Source organism: Rhodobacter sp. JA431 (assembly GCF_900217725.1).
Classification (GTDB): Bacteria; Pseudomonadota; Alphaproteobacteria; order Rhodobacterales; family Rhodobacteraceae; genus Rhodobacter; species Rhodobacter aestuarii.
In genome coordinates this window covers 1-24,123 of record NZ_OBMP01000004.1, presented here as the reverse complement: position 1 = coordinate 24,123, position 24,123 = coordinate 1, and the positions used below count along the sequence as shown (strand labels likewise).

Annotated in this window: 27 protein-coding genes; 11 read left to right on the top strand and 16 right to left on the bottom strand. The window is 60.9% G+C overall.

From position 1 onward, the window contains the following. Positions 1–159: 159 nt before the first annotated feature. A complete protein-coding gene (locus CRO18_RS09325) occupies positions 160–369 on the top strand; it encodes a hypothetical protein (RefSeq protein WP_076484495.1) in 210 nt (69 codons plus the stop codon). Between the two features lie 66 nt (positions 370–435). Further along, positions 436–1,140 carry an orotidine-5'-phosphate decarboxylase gene (gene pyrF / locus CRO18_RS09320; RefSeq protein ID WP_097081940.1) on the top strand — a complete coding sequence of 235 codons (705 nt, stop codon included), beginning with the start codon at positions 436–438 and terminating at the stop codon, positions 1,138–1,140. 79 nt (positions 1,141–1,219) lie between these two features. Here pyrF and CRO18_RS18805 read toward each other — a convergent pair whose 3' ends face one another. From CRO18_RS18805 to CRO18_RS09295, 6 genes are all read right to left on the bottom strand, one after another. After that, a complete protein-coding gene (locus CRO18_RS18805) occupies positions 1,220–1,375 on the bottom strand; it encodes a hypothetical protein (RefSeq protein ID WP_170952619.1) in 156 nt (51 codons plus the stop codon). An 83-nt stretch (positions 1,376–1,458) separates the two neighbouring features. Further along, positions 1,459–1,731: an NfeD family protein gene (locus tag CRO18_RS09315; protein ID WP_097081939.1), complete on the bottom strand. Its 273-nt coding sequence runs from the start codon at positions 1,729–1,731 to the stop codon at positions 1,459–1,461. Further along, a complete protein-coding gene (locus CRO18_RS09310; RefSeq protein ID WP_076484498.1) occupies positions 1,731–2,630 on the bottom strand; it encodes an SPFH domain-containing protein in 900 nt (299 codons plus the stop codon). The genes CRO18_RS09315 and CRO18_RS09310 overlap by 1 nt, the downstream gene beginning before the upstream one ends. Before the next feature lie 42 nt (positions 2,631–2,672). Further along, on the bottom strand, positions 2,673–2,906 hold the full coding sequence (locus CRO18_RS09305) for a hypothetical protein (protein WP_097081938.1): 234 nt from the start codon (positions 2,904–2,906) through the stop codon (positions 2,673–2,675). Continuing rightward, entirely contained in the window at positions 2,906–3,145 is a 240-nt protein-coding gene (locus CRO18_RS09300; protein WP_076484500.1) for a GlsB/YeaQ/YmgE family stress response membrane protein, read from the bottom strand. The genes CRO18_RS09305 and CRO18_RS09300 overlap by 1 nt, the downstream gene beginning before the upstream one ends. 111 nt (positions 3,146–3,256) lie before the next feature. After that, complete coding sequence (locus CRO18_RS09295; protein ID WP_097081937.1) at positions 3,257–4,435, bottom strand: MalY/PatB family protein; 1,179 nt, start codon at positions 4,433–4,435, stop codon at positions 3,257–3,259. Between the two features lie 190 nt (positions 4,436–4,625). Here CRO18_RS09295 and def (CRO18_RS09290) point away from each other — a divergent pair, with 190 nt between their 5' ends. From def (CRO18_RS09290) to fmt, 3 genes are read left to right on the top strand one after another with little or no spacing between them, the layout of a single operon-like run. Beyond that, a complete protein-coding gene (def, locus tag CRO18_RS09290; RefSeq protein WP_076484502.1) occupies positions 4,626–5,165 on the top strand; it encodes a peptide deformylase in 540 nt (179 codons plus the stop codon). A 1-nt stretch (position 5,166) separates the two neighbouring features. After that, complete coding sequence (def, locus tag CRO18_RS09285) at positions 5,167–5,676, top strand: peptide deformylase (RefSeq protein WP_097081936.1); 510 nt, start codon at positions 5,167–5,169, stop codon at positions 5,674–5,676. Beyond that, the gene (gene fmt, locus CRO18_RS09280) at positions 5,676–6,569 is read left to right on the top strand and encodes a methionyl-tRNA formyltransferase (RefSeq protein ID WP_097081935.1); all 894 of its coding nucleotides are present in this window, start codon (positions 5,676–5,678) and stop codon (positions 6,567–6,569) included. The genes def (CRO18_RS09285) and fmt overlap by 1 nt, the downstream gene beginning before the upstream one ends. 6 nt (positions 6,570–6,575) lie before the next feature. Here the strand turns inward: fmt and CRO18_RS09275 are convergent, their stop codons facing one another. Next, positions 6,576–6,932, bottom strand: a complete 357-nt coding sequence (locus CRO18_RS09275) for a hypothetical protein (RefSeq protein ID WP_076484505.1) — start codon at positions 6,930–6,932, stop codon at positions 6,576–6,578. Between the two features lie 220 nt (positions 6,933–7,152). Here CRO18_RS09275 and CRO18_RS09270 point away from each other — a divergent pair, with 220 nt between their 5' ends. Next, positions 7,153–8,298 carry a lytic murein transglycosylase gene (locus CRO18_RS09270; RefSeq protein WP_394341446.1) on the top strand — a complete coding sequence of 382 codons (1,146 nt, stop codon included), beginning with the start codon at positions 7,153–7,155 and terminating at the stop codon, positions 8,296–8,298. Here the strand turns inward: CRO18_RS09270 and CRO18_RS09265 are convergent. Then, entirely contained in the window at positions 8,295–9,686 is a 1,392-nt protein-coding gene (locus tag CRO18_RS09265) for an HlyD family type I secretion periplasmic adaptor subunit (RefSeq protein ID WP_097081933.1), read from the bottom strand. The genes CRO18_RS09270 and CRO18_RS09265 overlap by 4 nt on opposite strands. Next, positions 9,683–11,419 carry a type I secretion system permease/ATPase gene (locus CRO18_RS09260; RefSeq protein ID WP_097081932.1) on the bottom strand — a complete coding sequence of 579 codons (1,737 nt, stop codon included), beginning with the start codon at positions 11,417–11,419 and terminating at the stop codon, positions 9,683–9,685. Before CRO18_RS09260 ends, CRO18_RS09265 begins: the two co-directional genes overlap by 4 nt. A 208-nt stretch (positions 11,420–11,627) precedes the next feature. On the opposite strand from CRO18_RS09260, the gene CRO18_RS09255 reads away from it, so the two are divergent. Both CRO18_RS09255 and CRO18_RS09250 read left to right on the top strand, forming a co-directional pair. Beyond that, the gene (locus tag CRO18_RS09255; protein WP_097081931.1) at positions 11,628–12,377 is read left to right on the top strand and encodes a VacJ family lipoprotein; all 750 of its coding nucleotides are present in this window, start codon (positions 11,628–11,630) and stop codon (positions 12,375–12,377) included. Further along, a complete protein-coding gene (locus tag CRO18_RS09250; protein ID WP_249276030.1) occupies positions 12,367–12,972 on the top strand; it encodes a phospholipid-binding protein MlaC in 606 nt (201 codons plus the stop codon). Before CRO18_RS09255 ends, CRO18_RS09250 begins: the two co-directional genes overlap by 11 nt. A gap of 55 nt (positions 12,973–13,027) precedes the next feature. Here CRO18_RS09250 and CRO18_RS09245 read toward each other — a convergent pair whose 3' ends face one another. Beyond that, positions 13,028–15,280, bottom strand: coding sequence for a transglycosylase domain-containing protein (locus CRO18_RS09245; protein WP_076484510.1), 2,253 nt, complete (start codon positions 15,278–15,280; stop codon positions 13,028–13,030). Between the two features lie 258 nt (positions 15,281–15,538). Here CRO18_RS09245 and CRO18_RS09240 point away from each other — a divergent pair, with 258 nt between their 5' ends. Further along, positions 15,539–15,877, top strand: a complete 339-nt coding sequence (locus tag CRO18_RS09240; protein WP_076484511.1) for a P-II family nitrogen regulator — start codon at positions 15,539–15,541, stop codon at positions 15,875–15,877. A gap of 24 nt (positions 15,878–15,901) precedes the next feature. Beyond that, positions 15,902–17,251, top strand: a complete 1,350-nt coding sequence (locus CRO18_RS09235; protein WP_076484512.1) for an ammonium transporter — start codon at positions 15,902–15,904, stop codon at positions 17,249–17,251. Between the two features lie 76 nt (positions 17,252–17,327). Here CRO18_RS09235 and CRO18_RS09230 read toward each other — a convergent pair whose 3' ends face one another. The 6 genes from CRO18_RS09230 to smpB form a co-directional block, all read right to left on the bottom strand. Then, positions 17,328–18,857 carry a DHA2 family efflux MFS transporter permease subunit gene (locus CRO18_RS09230; protein WP_097081929.1) on the bottom strand — a complete coding sequence of 510 codons (1,530 nt, stop codon included), beginning with the start codon at positions 18,855–18,857 and terminating at the stop codon, positions 17,328–17,330. Between the two features lie 3 nt (positions 18,858–18,860). Further along, positions 18,861–19,949, bottom strand: a complete 1,089-nt coding sequence (locus CRO18_RS09225; RefSeq protein ID WP_097081928.1) for an HlyD family secretion protein — start codon at positions 19,947–19,949, stop codon at positions 18,861–18,863. Continuing rightward, on the bottom strand, positions 19,939–20,397 hold the full coding sequence (locus CRO18_RS09220; protein WP_076484515.1) for a MarR family winged helix-turn-helix transcriptional regulator: 459 nt from the start codon (positions 20,395–20,397) through the stop codon (positions 19,939–19,941). Before CRO18_RS09220 ends, CRO18_RS09225 begins: the two co-directional genes overlap by 11 nt. A 120-nt stretch (positions 20,398–20,517) precedes the next feature. Then, positions 20,518–21,699 (bottom strand): amino acid aminotransferase, encoded by a 1,182-nt coding sequence (locus CRO18_RS09215; RefSeq protein ID WP_097081927.1) that lies wholly within the window; start codon positions 21,697–21,699, stop codon positions 20,518–20,520. After that, positions 21,699–22,556, bottom strand: a complete 858-nt coding sequence (gene sseA / locus CRO18_RS09210; RefSeq protein ID WP_076484517.1) for a 3-mercaptopyruvate sulfurtransferase — start codon at positions 22,554–22,556, stop codon at positions 21,699–21,701. The genes CRO18_RS09215 and sseA overlap by 1 nt, the downstream gene beginning before the upstream one ends. A gap of 63 nt (positions 22,557–22,619) precedes the next feature. Then, positions 22,620–23,093, bottom strand: a complete 474-nt coding sequence (smpB, locus tag CRO18_RS09205; protein ID WP_076484518.1) for an SsrA-binding protein SmpB — start codon at positions 23,091–23,093, stop codon at positions 22,620–22,622. 103 nt (positions 23,094–23,196) lie between these two features. On the opposite strand from smpB, the gene CRO18_RS09200 reads away from it, so the two are divergent. Then, on the top strand, positions 23,197–23,637 hold the full coding sequence (locus CRO18_RS09200) for an ion channel (RefSeq protein WP_076484519.1): 441 nt from the start codon (positions 23,197–23,199) through the stop codon (positions 23,635–23,637). The last annotated feature ends 486 nt before the right edge of the window (positions 23,638–24,123 follow it).

The window sequence follows — 24,123 nt, the reverse complement described above, 5'->3', positions numbered from 1 at the left end:
CACGCCGCGGTTCCGGGTCTTGATCAAAAGGTGGTTTTTGCGCGGCCCCGGTTCAAGAGGGAGAGGGGCGAGGCAATCTTTTTTTCACCTTTGGTGCCGTTGGAAACCTTTTGCCAACCTTGTGCGTTGATCCTGAGCCCCCAAGGCTTGGAGGTTCCTATGCATCACGCGACCGCGATCCATATTGCGCAACTGATCTACAATGCCGCGCTGCGCCGGTTTGAGGCGGTGGTGGAGTTTTTCGCGCCGGGGATGCCGGTGCCGCTTCGGGTGCCAGTGCGGGTGCAGGCGCAACCCGATATGGCGCACCGTCGGTTAGTGCACGCGCTCACGCGCGAGGCGCAACGCCAAGGCATCGGTCGGTTCTGATTTCCTTGACCGAACCGGGGATCGGGGGCAGAACCGCGCCAACTGTCCTTTGCCCCGGAGATTGCCATGACCCTGCCCGCCGATGACCGCCTGATCGTGGCGATGGATGTGCCCAATGCGATTGCCGGGCTGGAGCTTGCCGCGAAGCTGGGCGACACGGTCAGCTTTTACAAAATCGGTCTGGGCATGCTCACGGGCGGCGGCTTGGCGCTGGCCAATGAGCTCAAGGCCGAGCAGGGCAAGAAAATCTTCCTCGACATGAAGCTGTTCGACATCGGCGCCACGGTTGAGGCGGCAGTGCGGGGGCTTGCGCAGTTCGATCTCGATTTCCTCACCGTGCATGGCGACCCCTATGTGGTGAAAGCCGCGAAAGAGGGGGCAGCGGGTAAACCGCTTAAGATTCTTGCTGTCACGATCCTGACTTCGCTTGACCGGGCCGATCTGGATGGCGCGCTGATCCGTGAAGGTGATCTGGCCGATTTGGTCGTGGAACGCGCAGGCAATGCCTTTGCCGCAGGTGCGGATGGGGTGATTGCCAGCCCGCGCGAAGCGGCGCTGATCCGCGCGCTGCCCGAAGCGAAGGGAAAGTTGATTGTCACCCCGGGCGTGCGCCCCGCGGGGGCCGATTTAGGCGATCAAAAGCGGGTGGAAACGCCGGCTTCGGCTCTGGCGGCGGGGGCGGACCATCTGGTGGTTGGGCGCCCGATCTGGAAAGCCGAAGATCCGCGTGCCGCCGCGCAGGCGATTTTGCAAGAGATCGCGGCGATCTGATCCGAAAATCAAAGCCCAGAAATACGCGCGGCGGCCCTTGGGCCGCCGTAATCATTCTGCCGTGAGATACGGCTTTGGCTCAGTGGCCGGTGGACGCTTCAGCAGCGGCAGCACCGTGACCCAGCCCCATCGGTTGCGCGACCGACAGCCAGACCACAAGGCCCACGAGGCAGACGATCGCACTCGTGAGAAAGAACTTCAGGCCTTCGGCCTCTTGCGGAAAATCGTCGTACATGGCTGTTCTCCTGTATATACTGCGTCTCTACGCCGCATGCGGCGTTGCGTCCAGTCTCGTATGCAAGAGTATGCAGGTTTTCCTCAGTTTTCGTTGATATCGCGGTCCCAAATCCGGGTTTGACCGGGGCGTACCCCCATCAATTTGCGCATCACCAGCCAGACGGCCAATGCCGATAGCGCCAACACCAAAACCGCGAGCGGAAGTGAGTCGCCGATCACGCCGATCCACAAAAGTCCGCCCACCAAAATGGCGCCCACGGCGAAGCCCAGCAGGATGAAACCGGGCAAAAGCATTTCGAGCGCGCCCAGCAAAACGCCCGCCACAACCCAAATCCACGGTTCTTGCCACGACATCACGACCGCCCTTTCAAGAGTTTGAACGCTTCGCCAAAGGCCTCAAGCGCCGAGGCGGGTAAAAGCACGGTTTGTTTGCCCTCGCCAGAAGCGACCTTGGCAATCGCATCCACCTGTTTCAGCGCCACTTGGTATTGCGCAGCCTCGATCCCGTTTTTCGCAATCGCCTCGGCAATCACGCTGGTGGCATAGGCTTCGGCCTCGGCGGTCACGCGTTTGGCTTTGGCTTGTTGCTCGGCAGCATAAAGGTCGGCATCAGCCGAAAGCTCGACCGCACGTTTCTTCCCCTCGGCCTCGGTCACCTGCGCACGGCGGGCGCGTTCAGCGTTGAGCTGTTGCAGCATCGCGGCGCGGGTGGCTTCATCCAGATTCACATCCAAAATCTCGGCGCGGGTGACCTCGATCCCCCAGTCATCGACCACATTCGCGACATTGTCGCGGATATGCGAAATCAGCCCCGAGCGGTTGGATTGCACGGTATCCAATTCCATTTGCCCGATTTGCGAGCGCACGATCCCGGCCACGGTGGTGGCAATCGCTGCATCAATATCGCGAATCCGGTAGACCGTGCGTTCCGGCTCGATCACCCGATAGAAGACCGAAGTATCGACCTGCACCAGCACGTTATCCGCAGTAATCGCGTCTTGGCGCGAGGTGGGCAATTGGCGTTCCAGCACCGAAACTTTATGCGCGACCTTATCGAGAAACGGCACGATGAAGTTGATGCCGGGGCCAAGCACCGCGCGCAGCCGCCCGAAGCGCTCGACCACGTGCTTTTCGGATTGCGGCACGATCCGCACGCCCAAGAAGATCGACAAAATGACAAAGGCGGCGAGGGCGAGCATCACCGCATTGCCGCCAAAGAGGGACGGATCTCTTAGAAGGTCTTCGGTGTTCATGGATCAATCTCCTTTGGTCAAACGCGGTCAGTATCGGTGGAATTATGGCTTCGATATGTCGGCGGGCGCATTGGCAGGCAGATCAAAGGGGATCGCCGGAGGGATTGCGGCTGTTGCATCACCGCCGCCCGGCAGCAGTTTGACGCCAACCAAAATGGCCGCGACCACCACTGCCCAGCCGCCGGGGCGCGACATGAGCCACAGCCCCACCCCAAAGAGCCCAAGTGCAGTGCGCAGCGACGCCATGCCCGCGAAACTGAGAAGCGGTCCCCACATCAGCGTTTTCCCCCATAGGTTTGCCAAGCCCAGATCAGCGCCATCGCGCCCAAAATCGCCCCGACAAGCCCGGCCATCAGCCCCATGATCGCAATCAAGAACCGCAGCACCAGCCCGCCGATCAAGGCGCCAAAGACGCCAATCGCGATGGTGGTGGGAATGTCTGCATCTATCTTCATCAACCGCGTGGCCAGAAAGCCTGCGGCGATGCCGATCAGGATAAAGCTTATGATGGGCATGGGCGGCTCCTCCGCTCGCCAGACCGGTATGGCCCTAATATGTGAAGCGATGCGCGCAAAGAAAAGCCCCGGCACGCGGGCCGGGGCAGGTTGCCGCTTCTTTGGCGACGATTATTGCAGATCGGCGAAGGCGGCTTTCAGCCGCTCGGCTGCTTCCACCACCCGTGCGCGCGGGGTGGCAAGGTTGAAGCGCAAATAGCTTTCGCCCCCCAAGCCAAAGGTTGCGCCGTGGTTCGCAGCGACTTTCGCGCCTTTTTCCACGCGGGCAATGAATTCTTCCGGGGCCATGCCGGTGCCGGAAAAATCGACCCAAGCCAGATAGGTGGATTGCAGGTCCATCGACTTCAGGCCGGGGATCGTGTTGACGGTTTCGTCAAAGACTTTCCGGTTGCCGTCGATATAGGCCACCAGTGCATCGACCCAAGCCGCACCTTCGGGCGAATAGGCGGCGGTCGACATCGCCAAGCCAAAGCTATTGGCGGAAATGCCCATCGCCGCCATGCTCCCCGCAAATTTCGCCCGCAGGTCTGGGTCCGCAATGATCACATTGCCCGAATGTCCGCCCGCGATGTTGAAGGTTTTCGAGGTCGCCGTCATCATCACCAACGGCTGATCGGGGGCGGCCACGGCCATCGGAATGTGTTTGTGGCCCGGCATCACAAGGTCATGGTGGATTTCATCCGAAACCAGCACAAGGTTGTGGCGCTTGGCAAAGGCGGCGGTGGCCTCCAGTTCCGCCTTGGTCCAGACTCGGCCGCCGGGGTTATGCGGCGAGCACAAGATCATCATCTTGGCAGAGCCATCCATCTGCGCGTCCCAGGCGTCAACATCCATCTCATAGCGGCCCTCGACCAGCTTGAGCGGGCATTCCACCACTTTACGCCCCGAGGCGCGGATCACGCGGGCAAAGGCGTGATAGACCGGGGTCATCAGTACCACGCTGTCGCCGGGTTGGGTGAAGGCATCAAGGCAAAGCGCGGTGCCATTCACCAGACCGTGGGTGGTGAAAATCCACTCAGGCTCCACAGTCCAGCCGTGGCGGTTTGCCATCCACCACTGAATCGCGGCGTGATAGGCGCGGTTGTCCCCCCAATAGCCAAAGATGCCCTGTGACAGCATGGTTTGCAGCGCCTCGGCCACCACTTGCGGCGGGCGGAAATCCATATCGGCCACCCACATCGAGATGCCTTCTTGCGGCGAGACGCCGTAGATTTCTTCCATACAGTCCCATTTCACCGAATGGGTGCCGATGCGGTCGATGACTTCGTCGAAGTCGGGAAGGGTGGTCATGCCGGGCTCCTTGGGGGTGGTGTTCCGGTTGAGAGTGATAATCCGGTCCAATGTTCCAGTGAAGAGTAAAATAATGGAACATATTCCCGAAAAATTGGCCTTTTCGGGAACGGGGCTGCGCGGATAGGTCGCCCGCGCCGCCCCTTGCGCAGATATTGCACGCGCGCGAGCCATGGCTTAGATCAGTTCCATGACGCTGAAAACCATCCTTTTGCACCCCGACCCGCGGCTCAAGAAGCATTGCGATCCCGTCGCCACGATTGACGACGAGATCCGGCAATTGGCCGATGACATGCTTGAGACCATGTATGACGCTCCCGGCGTGGGCCTTGCGGGGCCGCAAGTGGGCGTGCTCAAGCGCATCTTTGTGATGGATTGCGCCAAGGATAAGCTGGGCATCCCTGAGCCGATGGTGATGGTGAACCCGGAAATCACTTGGGTGTCGGAAGACAAGAACGTGCATGAAGAGGGCTGCTTGTCGCTGCCCGAACAATATGCCGAGGTGACCCGCCCGAAAGAGGTGCGGATGCAATGGCTCGGCCTTGATGGTCAAATGCACGAAGAGCAGTTCGACAGCCTGTGGGCGACCTGTGCGCAGCATGAGCTGGACCACCTTGATGGCAAGTTGTTTATTGACCATCTGGGTCCGCTGAAGCGGCAGATGATCACCCGCAAGCTGGAAAAGTGGAAGCGCGAAAAGGCCCGCGAAGCCAAGAGCAGCTGGAGCTGAAATGGCGGTTCGCCCCTTTATCCGCTACGACGACAAGCGCCTGCACACGCCCGCCGAGCCCGTTGAGGCGATCACCGAAACGGTGCGGATGATCTGGGACGATATGATCGACACGATGGAAGCCATGCCCGGTCAGGGTGTGGGTCTCGCGGCACCGCAAATCGGTATCATGATGCGGCTCGCTATTGTCGATGCTTCTGAGGCGCGCGGCCAAGTGGTGCGGATGGCCAACCCCGAAGTGCTGCATGCCTCGGTGCAGTTGCGCAAGCATGACGAGGGCAGCCCGAACCTGCCGGGCGTCTGGGCCTCGGTGGAGCGTCCGCGTGCAGTGACGGTGCGCTTTCTCAACGATCAAGGCGAGATGGAAGACCGCGATTTTGTCGGGCTTTGGGCCACTTCGGTGCAGCACCAAATCGACCATCTCAACGGCAAGACCTATGTCGACCACCTCAGCGCGCTTAAGCGCAAGATGCTGGTGGCGAAATCGGCCAAATACGCAAAGAAAGCCTGATGCGCGTCATTTTTATGGGAACGCCCGATTTCTCGGTTCCGGTGCTTGAGGCGCTGGCCGAGCATCATGAGGTAGTGGCCGTTTACACCCAGCCGCCGCGGCCTGCGGGGCGGGGTAAGTCCTTGCGCCCCTCGCCAGTGCAGGCGCGGGCGGAAGCGCTGGGGCTAGAGGTGCGCCACCCGGTAAACTTCAAAGCCGCCGAAGACCGGGAGGCTCTGGCTGCGCTGGGCGCTGATATCGGTGTGGTGGTGGCTTACGGTCTGCTTTTGCCGCAAGCGGTACTGGATGGGCCGAAGCTTGGGTGCTTGAACATCCATGCCTCGCTCTTACCGCGCTGGCGCGGCGCGGCGCCAATTCACCGTGCGGTGATGGCGGGCGATGCGGAGACAGGCATTTGCATCATGCAAATGGAAGCGGGGCTGGATACTGGTCCGGTGCGTTTGCGCGAGCGGCTTGCCATTGGCGCAACCGAGACCACAGGCGAGGTGCATGATCGGCTGAGCGCAATGGGCGCGCGGCTGATCATCGAGGCGCTGGATCGGTTGCCGGAATTGCCGCCCGAAGTGCAGCCCGAAGAGGGCGTGACCTATGCCTCGAAAATCGACAAGGCAGAGGCGCAGGTGGATTGGGCACGCCCCGCCACAGAGATCGTGCGCCAGATCAACGGGCTTTCGCCGTTTCCGGGTGCGTGGTGCCTTGTGGGGGAAGAGCGGGTAAAACTGCTGCGCGCAGACCTAGGCGCAGGCGAAGCTGCACCGGGCACTGTTTTGGGCGGTTTCGAGATTGCCTGTGGCACCGGGTCGGTGCAGGTCTTGCAAGCGCAGCGCGCGGGCAAGAAGCCGATGTTGGCGGCCGAGGTGCTCAAAGGATTGAGCCTGCCCGACCGCCTTTAAGCGACATTAGATCGGCGGCAGATAGCCAAGCGCCGCGCCACCAGCACCATTGTCGCGCACAAAATCGAGCGCGGGGCCGAATCGTACCGGGGTTTCGCGCTTCGTCGTGCAGATCAGCTCAGGCCCTTCGACCTCGGCTGCCATGATCAGCGCTGTGGCGACATGCTTGTCACCTTCATAAAAATCCACATGGCCGCGCAGATGCGCAACATCAGAGGCATCTAACGAAAAACCGCCTGCCCAGCGGCGCAGCACGGGCCAGACTTTCCCGGCAGCATGCACCGCAAGCCGCGCCGGACGGCGGCCTTCTTTATGGCTCGCTTGGCGCAGGCCAGCGGCGATATCGTTCGGCAAGAACTCCATCTCTATCTCCCAATAAGGGCTACCCCTCCCAAGGCGCTCCTGTCCCAAGTGTGTGACATCTTGTGTAAAAATCAAGTTAATCGTCGGGTAAACTAGGTGTACTTTCGTCGGGGGAAGCCCTTTGCAACGACAGTTGCCCAGACCGACCTCAGGCGATAGCCTGCCCAAAACGTCGGAGGCTTTGATGCGTTCCATTCTTTCTGCTTCTTTTATGACAGCCATGTGTCTTTCTGTTTCGCTCCCCGTGACAGCGCAGGCGCAATGCGGGGGAAATTTCTCCAGTTTTGTGGCCGGGCTGAAGGCAGAGGTGCAACGCCACGGGCTGAGCGCAGCGCAGGCGGATGCGTTTTTCAAAGGGGTTCGACAAGACAGCCGGGTGCTGAAAGCGGATCGGGCGCAGGGCGTGTTTCGGATGAGCTTTCTGGATTTCGCGAATCGGGTGATTTCGCAAAATCGGCTGACGAATGGCGCGCGGATGGCGCAGAAATACGATGCGATCTTTGATCGGGCAGAGCGCGACTATGGCGTCTCGCGCGGGGTGCTTTTGGCATTCTGGGCGCTTGAGACCGACTTCGGTCAGGTGCAGGGCGATTTCAATACCCGCGACGCGCTGGTGACGCTCGCGCATGATTGCCGGCGCCCACAATTGTTCCGCCCACAGGTGATCGCAGCGGCAGAGCTTTTCAAACGCGGCGACTTTGACCCGGCGCGCACCATCGGTGCTTGGGCGGGGGAAGTCGGTCAGGTGCAAATGCTGCCCGATGACATTTTGCGCAACGGGGTCGATGGTGACGGCGATGGCCATGTGGACCTGAAAGGCTCGAGCGCAGATGCGCTGATGTCCGGGGCGCGGATGATCGCGGGCATGGGGTGGCGGCGTGGTGAGCCTTGGTTGCAAGAAATCGCGGTGCCTGCGGAAATGGATTGGTCGAAGACCGGACTGAACCGCTCGCTCTCCACTGCGGAATGGGCGCGGATGGGGGTGAAACCGCGCTCGGGCGCCTTTGCGGGGGGGCAGGGTTCGGTGCTGCTGCCGATGGGGCGTAAAGGGCCTGCCTTCATCGCCTATCCGAATTTCAAAGTCTTGTTTGAGTGGAATAAGAGCTTTGTCTACGTCACCACCGCCGCCTATTTCGCGACCCGGTTGGAGGGCGCGCCGCGGGTCGATCCGCAATCGCCCGAGCCGGGGCTGAGCGTGGCGCAGATGAAGGCGCTGCAGCAAAAGCTACAGGCGCAGGGCTTTGATGTTGGCCCGATCGACGGGATCTTGGGGGAAAAGACCCGTGAAGCCGTGCAAAGTGTGCAAAAGCGGCTGGGCCTACCGGCAGATGCCTGGCCCACGCCCGCGTTGTTGCAACGGCTTTAATTTTCGCGGAAGGCGCGGGCGAAGTAATCGGTGAAGGGCTTGGTCAAATAGGCCAGAGGGCTGCGGTCGCCAGTGCGGATATAGGCTTCGGCAGGCATGCCGGGCAGGATTTCCAATTCCCCGAGTTTTTCGATCTCACCGGGATCAATCATCACCTCGACACGGAAATAGGTGGCTCGCGTTGCTTCATCGGTCAGCGCGTCTGCGGAAATGCGCGTCACTTGGCCAAAAAGTTCGGGCGTGGTGCGGCTCGCAAAAGCCGGGAAGCGCAAGGTGACCGGCTGGCCCACGGTGATTTCGTCAATATTGATTGGCGAGGCTTTCACCGCCACGACCAACGGGCGATCTTGCGGGATGATATAAAGCACGGGCTCTGCCGCGCGGATCACCGCGCGCGGGGTGGTGACGGCAAGTGCATATACCCGGCCAGCCACAGGGGCGCGCAGTTCAAGCCTGTCGATTTGCTCGGTCAGCGCGCGCCGCCGCTCGGCCAATTCCAATTCGCGGTAGCCAATATCGCGTAGCTGGGTTTCTGCATCTTCGCGGCGCTGCGAGGAAAGCCGTAGTGCTTCCAACTCAAGCTCGGTGATGCGCCCCTCGGCCTGTGCCTTTTCGGCCAAAAGCGAGCCCACTTGCCCGGCAAGGTTTGCGGCCTCGCGTTCAAGCGCCAGCACGCGGCTGGCTTGCGCCAGACCTTTTTCCAAAAGGCCGCGTTGGTCCGCCAGTTCCCGTTCGATCAGGTCTTGTTGCGATTGCAGGGCTTGGCGCTGCGCATCAATACCCACGATCTGTGCTTGGGTCTGCTCGCGCCGCTTTGCGACCTGTTCGAGCGATTTTTGCAGCGTTTCAAGCCGTGCCGCAAAAAGCCGTTTCTGCCCGTCAACCAGTTCTGCCACGTCGGGGTTGTGGGCGGCCTCTTGCAACAACTCTTCATGGAAGGTGATTTCGGGCGCATCGGCGCGCTCGGCTTCAAGCCGCCCGCGACGCGCCAGAATTTCAAAGAATTGGCCCTCAACAATGGCGCGTTCCGATTGCGCCAATTCACCGTCCAGCCGGATCAGCAATTGGCCTGCGGTGACGGTATCGCCCTCGCTCACGTCAATTTCGGCCACCACGCCGCCATCGGGGTGTTGCACCACTTGGCGGTGTTGATCGACCTCAACCTGACCGCTGGCCACAACGGCTCCTGCGATTGAGGAAAACACCGACCATGCCCCGAACCCGCCCACAAGAACACCAAGGGTCAAAAAGCCAATCACCAGCGCGCCGCGGGGGGAGAGCCGGTCAGGCCCCGCCGGAGCCGCAGAGGCCAGCTTGAGCGCCGCAGGTTTGGCCGTGTCGGCGGCAACGGGGGCACTCTGGGAGGTGGTTTTTTGATCGTCGCTCATGCCACACCTCCCGGGCCGGGTTTGCGCCCAATCTCAGCCGCGTTTTGCACCATTGCCTTGAGCACCTCTTCGCGCTGGCCAAAGGCGCGCCGGATGCCGTTGTCGAGCACCAAGAGCGTGTCACATTCGGCAATCGCTGCGGGGCGGTGCGCCATAATCAGCACCGCGCCGCCAGCCGCTTTCATGCCGCGCACCGCGATGTTGAGCGCCTGCGAGCCTTCATTATCGAGGTTGGCGTTGGGTTCATCCAGAACCAGCAGCACCGGGTTGCCGTAAAGCGCGCGGGCCAGACCGATGCGCTGGATTTGCCCACCGGACAGCCGCCCCCCAGCTTGCGTGACCTTGGTGTCATAGCCTTCGGGCAGATCGAGAATGAGCTTGTGCGCGGCAGCCCGTTTCGCCGCGTCCACCACCATTTCCGGGTTCGGGTTATCAGAAAGCCGCGCGATGTTTTCGGCAATGGTGCCATCAAACAGCGTGACACGCTGCGGCAGATAACCGATCAACTGCCCCAAGACATCCGGGTCATATTGATCGAGTGTCGCGCCATCGAGACGCAAAGAACCGTTCGCGGGGCGCCACAAGCCACAGATCGCCCGTGCAAGCGTCGATTTCCCCGCCCCCGAAGGACCAATCACCCCAAGCGCTTGGCCCGGGTCCAACCGGAAGGAAACCGCGCGCAAGGTCGGGCTTTGGGAGCCGGGGGGCGCGACGGTGAGCGTTTGTGCCTCAAGCACGGCTTTCGGGCGCGGCAGCGCAGTATGGTTGGGTTGGCGCGGCATCGTGCTAAGAAGGAGTGCGAGCCGTCCCCAACCATCGCGGGCGCGCGATACAATGGCCCACCCCCCCACGGCTTGTTCGACCGGGGCAAGGGCGCGGCCCATCAGGATTGAGCCCGCGATCATTGCCCCCGCGGTCATCTCGCCTTGCAGCACGATATAAGCGCCCAAAGCGAGAATTGCCGATTGCAGGAAGATGCGGAAGGTTTTGGTGAAGGTGGTGAAGCCCCCGCCCATATCGGTCGCCCCCAGCATCGAATCGGCTGCCTGGCTGCGGGCCTTGCGCCAGCGCCCAAAGGCGGCATTGCGCATCCCGAGTGCCTGAATGAGTTCGGCTTCCTCGCGCAGCTGGTCCGACATGCGTTCCGAGGCGATTTGCGCCCCGGTCGCCATTTGCAGTGGCCGGGAGGTGACCCATTGGTTGATCAGCGTAACGGCAATCAAAAGCACGCCGCCGCAGATCGACAAAAGCCCCAAAAGCGGGTGGAACAGGAAGATGGCCGAAAGGAACACCGGTACCCAAGGCAAATCGAAGATTGCCAAAAACACCGGCGAAGACAGGAATTTGTTGACCGCATCAAGGTCGCGCAACGCGGCGGTTGAAATCGCATCATTGGGCGCCAGCGCATTGCGGCGCAGGGCTGCATCAAAAACCCGCGCTTCAAGCGAGGCTTGCACCCGCGCACCAATTCGGGCGGTGACGCGCCCGCGAGCATAATCCAAAAGCCCCATAGCGGTGAAAAGGAACAGGACCAGCAGGAACAATGCCGTGAGCGTTTCAACGGATCTTGCGCCCAAAACGCGGTCATAAACCTGCAGCATGAACATTGGGCCGGTCAGCATGAGCAAGTTCACAAAGACCGAAAAAAGCCCCACAGCCCAGAAAAGGCGCCTGTTTTCAGCGCGGGCGGCGCGTAGTTCCGCTTTCCCTGCTGCCAGTTCGTCTCGTTTCATTCGGTGGTCTCCGCGAGCTCGATTGATTTTTGAGCAAAGCCTGCTCGTATTGAAACATCGCAAGAAGGGTAATGTGTTGCGACCATAAAAATGTATCGGTGCCTTGTCTCTGCGGTTCCGGCTCCTTATTCCTTGGGAAGGGTTTGGCCCAAAAAACGAGGTTTGTCACCTATCTTCGCTGCCGATGCGAAGGGCGGTCGGAGGTTGAATGCGTAGATTTTTTGGTTTCGCATTGGTGGTGGGCTTGACGCTAGCAGGCTGTGGGGAGCATCGGCCCACTGTGCCGCAGCAAGATGTGATCTATGATCCCTATGAGGCCGGAAACCGGCAAGTTCATGCCTTCAACAAAGGTTTGGACCGAGCTTTGTTCAAGGCCCGCGAGGGGCAGCCGCGCAGTCGCGACACCCTTCTGACGCGCAGTTTCTCGAACGCAGGCGGCAACCTTTCCCTGCCCGGGAAGGTCGTGAACTCGCTGCTGCAAGGGCGTCCAGAGCCTGCAATCAAGAACACGTTCCGCTTCGTTATCAACTCCACCCTCGGGATCGGCGGCATCTTTGATCCGGCGGGGTCGTCTTTCTCGCTGCCCGAAACAGATACTGATTTTGGTGAGACGCTTGCCGTTTGGGGCGCGCAGGAGGGGGCCTATATGGAACTGCCCTTCTTCGGTGGCTCAACCGAGCGCGATGCCTTGGGCCGTGTTGTTGACATCGCGCTGGACCCGGTTGGCCAAGTCCTTGAGGGCGCCGAGGCGACCGGGGCAATGGCACTTACGCTTGGTGGCAAGGTCGCCAAGCGCAAGCGGTTCGGCGAAACCGTAGAATCGGTCTATTATGACAGCGCAGACAGCTACGCGCAGGAGCGGTTGCTCTATCTGCAGATGCGCCGCCACCAATTGGCGGGCGAGGAGACGAATGATGAAGAAGCCTGGGATCCCTATGAAGACCCCTATGCGGAATGATCGGCGCCAATTGATCCTTGGCGCTGGGGCTACGGTGCTGGCTGTGGGGCTATTGCGCCCCGGTGCGGCTTTTGCGCTCACCGATGCCGAGGCGCGGGAACTGGTTTCGCGTGCGGTGAATGACGTGAATGCTGCGATTGCCTCTGGCAAGACCGGCCCGGGGCTTTACGCGCAGTTCGAGGCGATCTTCACGAAATACGCCGATGTGGCCACGATTGGGCGCTCGGCCTTGGGTGTTGCCGCGCGTCAGGCTTCGGCGAGCCAGATGTCGGCCTTCACCAAGGCGTTTCGCGGTTACATCTCGCGCAAATATGGTCAGCGGTTTCGCGAGTTCATTGGCGCCCGGTTTGAGGTAGAAGGCGCGCGGAAGGTGAAAACCTTCTATGAGGTGAAAACCGTTGCGCATTTGCGCGGCCAAGCCCCGTTTGAGGTGCTGTGGCATGTGTCGGATCGTTCGGGCAAACGGCTCTTCTTCAACGTGATCATCGAGGGCGTGAACATGTTGGCGGCCGAGCGCACCGAAATTGGCGCGATGCTGGACGCGCGGCGCGGCAATATCGATGCTTTGATCGCGGATCTGAAAAACGCCAGCTAATCACGGCTGACAGCAGAATTGAAAACGCGGCCCCGGTGAGGGCCGCGTTTTGTCTTTAGTAAAGCTGGCGCAAGAGCGAGTCGATCGCTTCGCCAAGGCTTTGCGGGCGCTGTGGTTCGGGCGCAGGTCCGCCGGGGCGGATCAATTGGCCATTGACCACCGGCACGCCGCCTTCGGGGATCGGGTCGCCCGAAGACCAAACCTGCCCCGGATAGGCGTTGGAGCCCGCATAAGGGTCGGGCTGGCCGCGCCATTCGGCAGGGTCGGCCATCGGCAGCGGGGTCACAGGCTGCCCCGCTTCCACCCGTGTCATCACCGCGTGCCAAATATCGGCGGGAAGCCCGCCGCCCGTCACGCCAGTGAGCGGCTTGTTATTGTCATAGCCCATCCAGACGCCCGCCACATAATCGGCGGTAAAGCCAATGAACCACGCATCCCGCGCGGCTTGGGTGGTGCCGGTTTTGCCTGCCGCCTCGCGCCCCTCAAGCTTCGCGCGCTGCCCGGTGCCTTGCTCGACCCCTTGGTGCATCATCCAGATCAATTCGCGCGCGGCTTTTTCCGAAATCACCCGCTCACCCATGCCACCGCCCGCGCCAAAGAGCGGTTCTTTATCGCCGCGCAGCCGCAGATCGGTGAGCCCATAGGGACGCACAGAAGAGCCGCCATTCAAAATGCCCGCGAAAGCCCCGGTCATTTCCAACAGCGTCGATTCAGAAACGCCCAGTACAACGGCAGGGCCTTCGGCGAGTTTCGAGGCAAAGCCAAAATCGGTGGCGGCGCGGCGCACCGCGTCAAAGCCCACGGCTTGGCCCACGCGCACGGTGGCGGTGTTGATGGATTTGGCAAGCGCCATCCAGAGCGGGATCGGTCCCAAATAACCGCCGCCATAGTTTTTCGGCGTCCATGGCCCAGAGCCGGGCACCGAAATCGTCAACGGTGCGTCTTCCACAATCGTGTCGGGCGTCCAGCCCATGTCGAGCGCCACCGCATAGACGAACGGTTTGAAGGTGGAGCCGGTTTGGCGGCGCGCTTGCGTGGCGCGGTTGAATGCGCCCGAGACTTTGGAGGCGCGCCCGCCCACCATCGCGCGCACCGCGCCATCGGCAGACATCACCACAATCGCCGCTTCCGCGGTGGACCCTGCGCGGACCTTGGTTTCAAAGATCTCTTTCAGCGCTTCTTCTGCGGCGGTTTGGATGCGTTGATCCAGCGTCGTGCGAATGACCACATCTTCCGTTGTGTCTTTCGACAAAAAGTCCGGAATGCTGTCCATCACCCAATCGGCAAAATAGCCGCCCGCGCGCGCTTGCGCGGCTTCCGAAAGCGTAGCCGGATTGGCGCGGGCTTTTTGCCATTCTGCATCGGTCAAGAACCCTTGGTCATGCATCAGGGCCAGCACCATGCCCGCCCGCTCTTGCGAGCGTTTGAGGTTTGTTGTCGGCGCATAGGTTGAAGGCGCTTTCAAAAGCCCGGCCAACATTGCGGCTTGTTGCGCATTCACATTCGCCGCCGAAATCCCGAAATAGCGCTGTGCGGCCGCTTCAAAGCCGCGTGCCCCCGCGCCAAGATAGGCGCGGTTGAGGTAGATCGTCAGGATCTCATCCTTGGAGTATTTGACCTCCATCGCCAGCGCATAGGGGATTTCCTTGATCTTGCGGGTGATCCCGCCCGAGCGGCAGTCGTTTTCATACTCGGCTTCGGTCTTCCACTGCTTTTGGTCATAAGGCACGCCAAGACAGAGTAGCTTGGCGACCTGTTGGGTGATGGTGGAGCCACCGTTGCCCGAGAGCGGGCCACGCCCTTCGGATAGGTTGATTTTGATCGCCGAGGCGATGCCGCGTGGTGAAACGCCGAAATGGCGATAGAAGCGCCGGTCCTCGGTGGCGACGACCGCGTTTTTCAAAAAGGGCGAGACGCTGCCAGCCGTGGTTTGCCCGCCAAAGGTTTCACCGCGCCAAGCAAAGACCTTGCCGTTTTCGTCGAGCAATGTGACCGAGCCTCGGTTGCGGCCATCCAAAAGCGCGGTGTAGTCGGGCAATTGCGCGTAGAAGTAAAAAGTCGCAAGGCCAAGGATCAACACCACCACTGCGCCCGAACGCCAGGTGAACCCCCAAATAATCCGCCAGATCAGGCTGAAGAGGCCGAGAATAAAGCCAGAAATCGGGCCGCGAGGGCGCGGGCTACGCGGTTTGCGCGGCGGCTTCGCCTTCCGGGTTGGGGCGGATTTCGCCTTCGGTTTCGCTGCCGCTTTCGAAGGGTATCGCTTGTCTGCCACCAGCGGCCCACGCCGCCCGCCTGTTCCCGCCATTGTCGTTCCATGCCCGTTGTTTCGGGCAACTTACACCGCCCGTTCCCCCATTTCGAGCCACAAGCTTTCACGATTCGGTTTTTAGAAAGCTTAAATATTGTGCGCTGCGCACAAATTGTGCGTTTTGGGCGTTGAATCGGATTTTGCCTGCTTAGGAAACAGGCGGCCATCCTTGTGCCTGACGGCCTTCCCAAGCCTTCTACGGCAGTGCGGTGCCTCCGGGCATCGGGGAGTGCTGACAATAGGAAGGGACATCCAGTGAAACTCATCATTGCAGCAATCAAGCCGTTCAAGCTCGAGGAGGTGCGCGAAGCGCTCACCGCTATCGGCGTGCGCGGCATGATGGTGACTGAGATTAAAGGCTTCGGCGCACAGTCGGGCCACACGGAAATTTATCGCGGTGCGGAATATGCCGTGAACTTCGTGCCGAAGGTGAAGCTCGAAATCGTCGTGGCCGATGGCCTTGCCGATGAAGTTGTCGAGACGATCCTGAAAGCCGCCAAGACCGATAAAATCGGCGACGGCAAAATCTTCGTGCTCGACGTCAATCAGGCCGTGCGGGTTCGTACCGCCGAAGCCGGCGACGACGCGCTCTAAGCAAGCTCAGGGGGACCAGAGACAATGAAAAACCTTGCAAAAATTTCGGGCCTCTCGGCGGCGCTTTCCGCGCTGGCGCTGCCCGCTTTCGCTCAGGAAGCGACTGAAGTCGTTGCCGAAGTCGTCGAAGCTGCCGGCCCGATCGTTGATAAAGGCGACGTGGCGTGGATGATGACCGCGACGCTTCTCGTTCTGTTCATGATCATCCCGGGCCTTGCGCTGTTCTACGGTGGCCTCGTCCGCACGAAAAACATGCTCTCGGTGCTGATGCAAACCACGATGATCACCTCGGTGGTGATGATCGTTTGGGTGCTTTGGGGTTACTCTTTCGCCTTCGGCGGCAGCTCCTCGCCGTTCTGGGGCGGCCTTGGCAAACTCTTCCTGTCGGGCGTGAACGCGGATTCGACCGCGGCAACCTTCACCGATGGCGTCGAGATCCCGGAATATCTGTTCATCGCCTTCCAGATGACCTTCGCCGCGATCACCCCGGCCCTCTATGTGGGTGCCTTTGCTGAGCGCGTGAAATTCTCGGCCGTGATCCTGTTCACCGTGCTGTGGGTGACCGTTGTCTACTTCCCGATCGCCCACATGGTGTGGGATGGCGCTGGCCTGATCTTCAACTGGGGCGCTGTTGACTTTGCTGGCGGCACCGTTGTGCACATCAACGCTGGTATCACCGCTCTGGTCTTCGCCTTCGTCATTGGCCCGCGTCTTGGCCTTGGCAAAGAGAACATGGCCCCCCACTCGATGACGCTGACCATGGTCGGTGCGGCGATGCTGTGGGTTGGTTGGTTCGGCTTCAACGCCGGTTCGAACCTCGAAGCCACCTCGGGTGCGACCCTTGCGATGATCAACACCTTCGTCTGCACCGCCGCCGCTGTGGTGAGCTGGGCTGCCGTTGAAGCGATCTTCCGTGGCAAAGCCTCGGGTCTGGGCGCTGCTTCGGGTATGGTTGCTGGCCTCGTTGCCATCACCCCGGCTTGCGGCACCTCGGGTCCGGTTGGCTCGATCGTGCTCGGCCTTCTTGTCTCGCCGATCTGCTACTTCTTCGTGACCAAAGTGAAGTCGATGCTGAAATACGACGACAGCCTTGACGTCTTCGGCGTGCACGGCATCGGTGGTATCGTCGGCGCGATCATGACCGGCGTGCTGATGGCCCCGGCCTTCGGCGGCATCGGCGACGCGGACTTCTCGATCGCTTCGCAAGTCTTCATCCAAGCCAAAGCCGTTGTGCTGACGATCGTCTGGGCCGGCGTGGGCTCGCTGATCCTGCTCTACATCGTCAAAGCCATCACCGGCCTGCGTGTGGCTGCGGATGACGAGCGTCAAGGTCTCGACCTCACGACCCACGGCGAAAGCGCCTACCACTCGTAAGAGTGAAGTCCAAGAAAACGAAAGGCCCGGGATCATCCCGGGCCTTTTGCTTTGGTTGGTTTGCGTTCTGCCTGTATCAGTCTGCCCGTCTTGCGGTTGGCTTGCGCAAGAACAGCGCCAGCGGGATGGCGCAAAGCGTGACCCACATCATCGCCTTGAAGTCATCGACGTAAGAGATCATCGCGGCTTGGGCGTTGACCGATTGGTTGATCACACTCCAAAACGCGCCTTCGCCGCGTGTCAGGGTGAGCGATTGCATCAGCCCGCCCAATTGCCCGCTCATGCGTGCGGCGAACTCCGGGTCGAGCAACGAGATGTTCGCCACCAGTTCGGTGTGATTGATTTGCGTATTGCGGGTGAGCAGCAGCGTGACAATCGAAATCCCGATGGACGAGCCGATGTTGCGCACAAGGCTGAAAAGGGCCGTCGCATCGCCGCGATATTGCGGATCCAGCGTGGCAAAGGCCACGGTGGAAAGCGGCACGAAAACAAGCCCCAACCCAAGCCCTTGCACAAAGCCAGAGACCACGATCAGCGTTGAATCCATCTGCGGGCCAAAGCCGGTCATGATGTAGAGCGACCATGCGGTGAGCAAAAGCCCCGTCACCACCAGTTTGCGGGCATCGACGACGCGCAAGAGTTTGCCTGCTGCGATCATGGTGATCATCGTGCCCATGCCGCGTGGGGCCATCACCACGCCAGTGGTAATGATCGGATATTGGAAAATGCCCGAAAGCATCGGCGGCAGAAGGGCGAGTGACGAGAGAAGAATGATCCCGATCACGAAGATGAAGACGAGCCCGGTGACAAAGTTGCGGTCTTTGAACATGCCGGGTTCCAAGAACGGATGCTCGGTCCCCAAAATCCAGATCACGAAGACCCAAAAGCCTGAAAGCGCGATGCCAAGCTCGATCCAAATCTCGGCGGCGTTGAACCAATCCACCTCGCCGCCGCGGTCGAGCATCAGTTGCAGCGCACCGACGCCGATGGCCAAAGCCGCAAAGCCGATGAAGTCAAAACGCCGAATGCGCCGTGCCATATGCGGCAGGTAGGCGGCACAGCCGAGGAGCGCCACCGCGCCCAAAGGCACGTTGATATAAAAGACCCAGCGCCAGTTGATTGTGTCCGTCAGATATCCGCCCAAGGTGGGGCCGATGATCGGGCCGACCATGATCCCCGCGCCCCAGATCGCCATCGCTTGGCCGTGCTTTTCGCGCGGGTTGATATCGAGCAGGAAGGTTTGGCTCAGCGGCACGATGGCCGCGCCAAACACCCCTTGGGCAAGGCGAAAGAGCACCATCGTCTCAAGGCTCCAGGCGATGCCGCACAGCATTGAGGCCGCTACGAAGCCAATGATTGAGGCGATGAACACCTCTTTGCGGCCATAGCGTTCAGAGAACCAGCCCGTCAGCGGCGTGGCGATGGCTGCCGCCACAATATAAGAGGTCAGAACCCAGTTGATCGTATCCGAGGAGGCGCCCAAATCGGCGCGCATCGCGGGCAGGGCCACATTGGCGATGGTGGTGTCGAGCACCTGCATGATGGTGGCCAGCATCAAGGAGGCGGTGATCAGCCCCTTATGCGGAACCTCGGTGGGCGCGCTCATGGCTTATTCTCCGGTCGCGGCCTGCGCGGGGGTGGCTTCGAGCCCCATCACCAGCGCATCGAGATGCGTCTGCGCTTTGGTATCCACCGTGACCGAGGCTGAAAGCCCGGTGCGCAGCCCCTCAAGGTTGCTGCCGGGCACAAGGCGCAGGGTTACCGGAACCCGCTGGGTCACCTTCACCCAGTTGCCCGTCGCGTTTTGCGCGGGCAGGATCGAAAATTCCGCCCCGGTGCCTGCGCCCACGGCTTCGAGCACCGCTTCATAGTCACGGCCTGGGAAGGCGTCGAATTCGATCGTGGCCTTTTGCCCGGGGGCCATGTGGCCAATTTGGGTCTCTTTGAAATTCGCCTCAATCCATGTGTCGCCGGTTTCGACGAGCGAGAAGAGAGAGGCGCCCGCCGTGACGAACTGACCGGTTTTGAAGCTGCCCGCCTTATAGACCACACCATCGGCGGGGGCTTTCACGGTGGTTTGGCTCAGATCATAGGCGGCTTGGTCGCGCGCCACGAGCGCGGCCTGCACGGTCGGGTGATCATCGGTTTTGACATCTGGGTTGCCGCCCAAAGCGGCCAGCGCGGCGGCCACGTTTTGCTTGGCAGCGGAAAGCGTTTCAAGCGCGGAGGAGGCATCATGGCGCGCGGCATCCAGCGCCGATTGCGTGCCTGCGCCGCGCGCGGTGATTTGCTGTTGGCGCTCAAGCTCGCTTTGCAGGTAATCGGCGTTGTCTTGCGCCACCTTTTCTTGCGCCACAGCAGCAGCCCAAGCGGCGCGCAATTGTTCGACCCCGAGCCGGGCTTGGGCAAGCGATGCTTCGCCTTGCGCAAGCGCGAGTTCATAGGGTTGCGGGTCAACGCGGAAAAGCGGCGCGCCCGCTTTCACCACCGCATTGTCAGCAATGAAGACCTCCGTCACCCGGCCCGAAAGCTGGGAGGCTACGGAAATGCGGGCTTGTTGCACGGCGGCATTCTCGGTCGATTCGTAACGGCCCGAGGCCAACCAGACCCATAGCCCGCCTGCCACAAGTGCCAGCGGCAGGGCGGCCATCAGGAGTTTCTTCGGAGACTTCTTCGGGGCAACGGTTTCAGCGGTCATGGTCGGTCTCGGTCGTGTGGGAAAGGTTGGAAATGATCTGGCGCAGCGCGGCCATCAGTTGTTCGACGATGGCGGGGTCCAGCCCCGCTAGTGCATCGGCGTAAATTGTCTCGGCGATTTCTTTGGCTTGGCCGATCACCGCACGCGTCTTGTCGGTGGCATGCAGGATGCGGATGCGCCGGTCATGCGGGTCGGGCTGGCGTTCGACCCAGCCTCCTTCCTGCATCCGGTCGGCAAGTCGGCTGAGCGAAATCGGTTCGATTTCCAGCAATTCAGCCAACCGCGCCTGCGGTTGGGGGCCGCCGCGCATCAGATGCACCAAGAGCCGCCATTGCGCCGAAGTCAGGCCCAACTCGGCGGCGCGCACCTCAAATCGGCGGCGTAGCAGCCGCGTCGCATCATGCATAAGAAAGCCAAGGCTTTCGGGGGGAAGTTCGCAATCGCTCATGTGGACCCTCTAAGAGATAAGCGGGTATATTATAAGCGTGCTTATGATTTCAAGGGCTGGACGCGGAAAATGCAAAGGGCGGCCCCGCAGGACCGCCCTTCTCACGCGTTTTTGTGCAGATCAGACGCCAGCGTCAACGATCGCGCGGGCCAGCAGCGGCACCGTTTTCGTGTTCAGGCCAGCGATATTGAGCCGCGAGTCGCCCACCATATAGATGGCGTTATCGACGCGCATTTTCTCAACCGCCTCCGGGCTCGCCCCAAGGCGCGAGAACATGCCACGGTGGCGGGCCAAGAAGTCGAACCGATCCGAGTTCGACAGTTGGCGCAGTTCTGCGGCGAGTTGTTCGCGCAGGCCCAGCATGCCGTTGCGCACCTCTTCCAGCTCGGCCATCCAGTCGGCTTTCAAGGTGGCATCGGTCAGCACCATCGTCACCAGACGCGCGCCGTGATCGGGCGCGAAAGAGTAGTTCTGGCGGTTCAGATAGGCGAGTGTGCCTTGCGTTACGTCTTTGCTGGCCGCATCGCTCAGCACCATCAGGCAGCCGGTGCGTTCGCGGTAGATGCCGAAGTTTTTCGAGCACGAGGCTGCAATCATCACCTCGGGCAGACGCGAGGCAATCAGCCGGGTGCCCGCGGCATCGTCTTCAAGACCATCGCCAAAGCCCTGATAGGCAAGGTCGATCATCGGCACGGCGCCTTTGGCTTCCAAAAGGTCCGCCACTGCGCCCCATTGCTCGAGCGTCAGGTTCGCACCGGTCGGGTTGTGGCAGCAGCCGTGCAGCAGCACCACATCGCCCGCTTTCACCGCCTGAAGGTCTTCCATCATCGTGTCAAAGGCGACAGCGCGGGCGTCATTGTCGAAATAACGGTAGAGTTTGTACTCCTGCTTCATGAAAGCGAGGATCGACAGGTGGTTCGGCCACGTCGGGTTGGAGACCCAGACGGTCATATCCGGGTTCGCCATCCGCGCCAGTTCAAATGCCTGACGGCAGGCACCGGTGCCACCGACGGTGGCAAGGCAGGCCAAACGGTCGGCCGGGTAGTCCGCACCCAACACCATTTCCGCCATCGCCGCGTGGAACGCCGGTTCCCCTGCGAGTGCGGTGTAGCTTTTCGAGGTTTCGGCTTCCCAAAGCTGTTTTTCGGCGGTTTTGATCGCGCGCATCACCGGGGTCAGCCCGTCGGCGTTTTTGTACACGCCAACGCCGAGATCGACCTTCTCGGGGCGCGGATCAGCCCGATACTGACCCATTAGGGCCAGGATCTTATCCGGGGCTTGAGCTTTGAGGGAATTGAACATCATGCTTCTCCGGTTGCGACCTTGAGGTCGTTAAACATGCCCCATTCGGCCCAGGCCCCGTCGTAAACGGCATGGTCGCGATGGCCGATGCGTTCGAGCGCGAAAGCCAAGAGCGCCGCATTGACGCCCGAGCCGCAGGTGGTGATGGCGGGTTTCGACAAATCCACCCCGGCGGCTTCGAAAATCGCGCGCAGTTCTTCGGGGGATTTCATCGTGCCGTTTTCAGTCAGCACCGTATCCCACGGCACGTTTTTCGAGCCGGGGATATGGCCTTGGCGCAGGCCGGGGCGCGGTTCGGGCTCAGCGCCAATGAACCGGCCATGCGCGCGCGCATCGATAATTTCATGATCGCCCAGTTTCGAAGCATGGGCCACCTGCGTGACATCCTTCACCAGATGCGCTTGGCGCTGCACGGTGATGTGACGGTCACGCAGCATCGGCGGCATGTCTTCCACTTCACGCCCTTCGGCGACCCATTTCGGAAGGCCGCCATCCAGCACGGCGACATCCACCTTGCCCATCAGCCGGAAGGTCCACCACACGCGCGGGGCGGAGAAAATGCCCTTCTGGTCATAGATCACGACCTGATGGCCATCGCCCACGCCCATCGCCCGCATCCGGGAGACGAATTTTTCAACTGGCGGTGCCATATGCGGCAGATCAGAGCGGCTATCGCAGATCTCGTCGATGTCGAAGAACCGCGCGCCCGGGATATGCGCCGCATCATAGGCGGCTTTCGCATCAATCCCCATTTGCGGCAGGAACCAAGATCCGTCGAGAATACGCAGATCGGGGTCGCGCAGATGCGTCTCCAGCCAGTCTGTGGAAACGAGCGTTTTCGGGTCGTCCAAAGCCATCGCATGCCCTCCAGTCATCGCTTCGTGCTTAGACTCGCGCGCTGATGGGGGCAAGGCCAAGCCTCAGCTGTGTTGCTTCAGAAGGCGTTGTTTTTGACGGTTCCAGTCGCGTTTCGCTTCCGTCTCGCGTTTGTCGGCAACCTTCTTGCCTTTGGCGATGCCCAGCTTCAGCTTCACCCGGCCCTTGTCGTTGAAATACATCGACAGCGGCACAAGCGTCATGCCTTCGCGCCCAATCGCTGCCCAAAGCCGCGCCAGTTCGCGTTTAGAGACAAGCAGCTTGCGGGGGCGACGTTCTTCATGGCCAAAGACGCCCGCTTCCTTGTAGGCCGCGATATAAGAGTTGATCAGCCACAACTCGCCGTTCTCGACCGAGGCATAGCTCTCGGCGATGTTCGATTGCCCAACGCGCAGGCTTTTCACCTCAGAGCCCATCAAAACGATCCCCGTCTCAAGGTCGTCTTGAATAGCATAATGGTAACGCGCCTGCCGGTTTTCGGCGATCAGCTTGGAGTTGGGATCAGATTTCTTGGCCATGGTCTCGCTGAGATAGGCGAGCAGGGGCGTTATGTCCAGTGCGGCACCAAGGTGCTGGACAGGACGGCAGGGCCGCAGTAGCGCCGTATATAGGAGTATACAGATGGTGCTTCAGATCTTCATCGGCTCGGTCATGATTCTGGCCAATGTGCTTGCCGCAGGCTTGGCGGCCTGGATCATGGAGTGGGGCTTTTCGCGCCTTCATGGCTGGCTCTTGCGCGAGCCGCATCGCCCCAAATTGCTGATGGTGCTTTTGGTCGTATCGCTCTGGGCGATGGGGGTGGTCACCGTAGGCGTCTGGCTTTGGGCGATCTGCTTCCGGCTCTTAGGCGTGTTCCACACGATGGAGGCGGCGGTCTATTTCTCGCTCACCTCCTATACGACGCTGGGCTATGGCGATGTGATCTTGCCGAAAGACTGGCGTATTCTCGGCGCGATGACCGGGGCGGGCGGATTCCTCAACTTCGGGATTCTGGCGGCCATGCTGGTCGAAGCCTTGCGGCATGTGCGGCTGAGCCAGTTGCAGGCCTATCGGGGCAAGTGATTCCGGAAAATCGGGCGTCGGACGTGACGCTGACTCGGGATTTCGCACCCTTCCCTAAGGTCATCTAAGGATTTTTGCGGATTGGGGAAGCGCGATTCCCGTGTTGGTCGCGCCGCAACAGCGGGGAGGCGAAGTCTTGGAGCAGATTTTCGCGCGTGTCAGACCCAATGAAAAAAGGGGCTTTGGCAGGGGCGTGAAAGAAAATGCACGAAGGCGCGAAAAAAGGGGTTGCGCCCCTCGGGCAGTCTCCGTAAAAGCCCCCTCACCGAAGCGGAACACACCGCGACGGTGCGCCGGACGGGTCGCAAGACACTGAAAGCGAACGGAAAAATGGAGATGCTGTTGGCTAGCAGCGCCGCGAGTGATTGGCGCTACTGGTTGATTTTGTTTCCTTGCTCTTTGACATTGATGGATATCTGAAGAGATATGTGGGCGGTTTGGGCGCGAATGCGACTGCGAACCGAGACATATCGGCGCTCTAGCTTC

Bases quoted from the DNA above. Each gene is read 5' to 3' on its own strand.
- CRO18_RS09325 (WP_076484495.1), top strand. From the start codon at position 160: ATGCATCACGCGACCGCGATCCATATTGCGCAACTGATCTACAATGCC.
- pyrF (WP_097081940.1), top strand. From the start codon at position 436: ATGACCCTGCCCGCCGATGACCGCCTGATCGTGGCGATGGATGTGCCC.
- CRO18_RS18805 (WP_170952619.1), bottom strand. From the start codon at position 1,375: ATGTACGACGATTTTCCGCAAGAGGCCGAAGGCCTGAAGTTCTTTCTC.
- CRO18_RS09315 (WP_097081939.1), bottom strand. From the start codon at position 1,731: ATGTCGTGGCAAGAACCGTGGATTTGGGTTGTGGCGGGCGTTTTGCTG.
- CRO18_RS09310 (WP_076484498.1), bottom strand. From the start codon at position 2,630: ATGAACACCGAAGACCTTCTAAGAGATCCGTCCCTCTTTGGCGGCAAT.
- CRO18_RS09305 (WP_097081938.1), bottom strand. From the start codon at position 2,906: ATGTGGGGACCGCTTCTCAGTTTCGCGGGCATGGCGTCGCTGCGCACT.
- CRO18_RS09300 (WP_076484500.1), bottom strand. From the start codon at position 3,145: ATGCCCATCATAAGCTTTATCCTGATCGGCATCGCCGCAGGCTTTCTG.
- CRO18_RS09295 (WP_097081937.1), bottom strand. From the start codon at position 4,435: ATGACCACCCTTCCCGACTTCGACGAAGTCATCGACCGCATCGGCACC.
- def (WP_076484502.1), top strand. From the start codon at position 4,626: ATGACGCTGAAAACCATCCTTTTGCACCCCGACCCGCGGCTCAAGAAG.
- def (WP_097081936.1), top strand. From the start codon at position 5,167: ATGGCGGTTCGCCCCTTTATCCGCTACGACGACAAGCGCCTGCACACG.
- fmt (WP_097081935.1), top strand. From the start codon at position 5,676: ATGCGCGTCATTTTTATGGGAACGCCCGATTTCTCGGTTCCGGTGCTT.
- CRO18_RS09275 (WP_076484505.1), bottom strand. From the start codon at position 6,932: ATGGAGTTCTTGCCGAACGATATCGCCGCTGGCCTGCGCCAAGCGAGC.
- CRO18_RS09270 (WP_394341446.1), top strand. From the start codon at position 7,153: ATGTGTCTTTCTGTTTCGCTCCCCGTGACAGCGCAGGCGCAATGCGGG.
- CRO18_RS09265 (WP_097081933.1), bottom strand. From the start codon at position 9,686: ATGAGCGACGATCAAAAAACCACCTCCCAGAGTGCCCCCGTTGCCGCC.
- CRO18_RS09260 (WP_097081932.1), bottom strand. From the start codon at position 11,419: ATGAAACGAGACGAACTGGCAGCAGGGAAAGCGGAACTACGCGCCGCC.
- CRO18_RS09255 (WP_097081931.1), top strand. From the start codon at position 11,628: ATGCGTAGATTTTTTGGTTTCGCATTGGTGGTGGGCTTGACGCTAGCA.
- CRO18_RS09250 (WP_249276030.1), top strand. From the start codon at position 12,367: ATGCGGAATGATCGGCGCCAATTGATCCTTGGCGCTGGGGCTACGGTG.
- CRO18_RS09245 (WP_076484510.1), bottom strand. From the start codon at position 15,280: ATGGCGGGAACAGGCGGGCGGCGTGGGCCGCTGGTGGCAGACAAGCGA.
- CRO18_RS09235 (WP_076484512.1), top strand. From the start codon at position 15,902: ATGAAAAACCTTGCAAAAATTTCGGGCCTCTCGGCGGCGCTTTCCGCG.
- CRO18_RS09230 (WP_097081929.1), bottom strand. From the start codon at position 18,857: ATGAGCGCGCCCACCGAGGTTCCGCATAAGGGGCTGATCACCGCCTCC.
- CRO18_RS09225 (WP_097081928.1), bottom strand. From the start codon at position 19,949: ATGACCGCTGAAACCGTTGCCCCGAAGAAGTCTCCGAAGAAACTCCTG.
- CRO18_RS09220 (WP_076484515.1), bottom strand. From the start codon at position 20,397: ATGAGCGATTGCGAACTTCCCCCCGAAAGCCTTGGCTTTCTTATGCAT.
- CRO18_RS09215 (WP_097081927.1), bottom strand. From the start codon at position 21,699: ATGTTCAATTCCCTCAAAGCTCAAGCCCCGGATAAGATCCTGGCCCTA.
- sseA (WP_076484517.1), bottom strand. From the start codon at position 22,556: ATGGCTTTGGACGACCCGAAAACGCTCGTTTCCACAGACTGGCTGGAG.
- smpB (WP_076484518.1), bottom strand. From the start codon at position 23,093: ATGGCCAAGAAATCTGATCCCAACTCCAAGCTGATCGCCGAAAACCGG.
- CRO18_RS09200 (WP_076484519.1), top strand. From the start codon at position 23,197: ATGGTGCTTCAGATCTTCATCGGCTCGGTCATGATTCTGGCCAATGTG.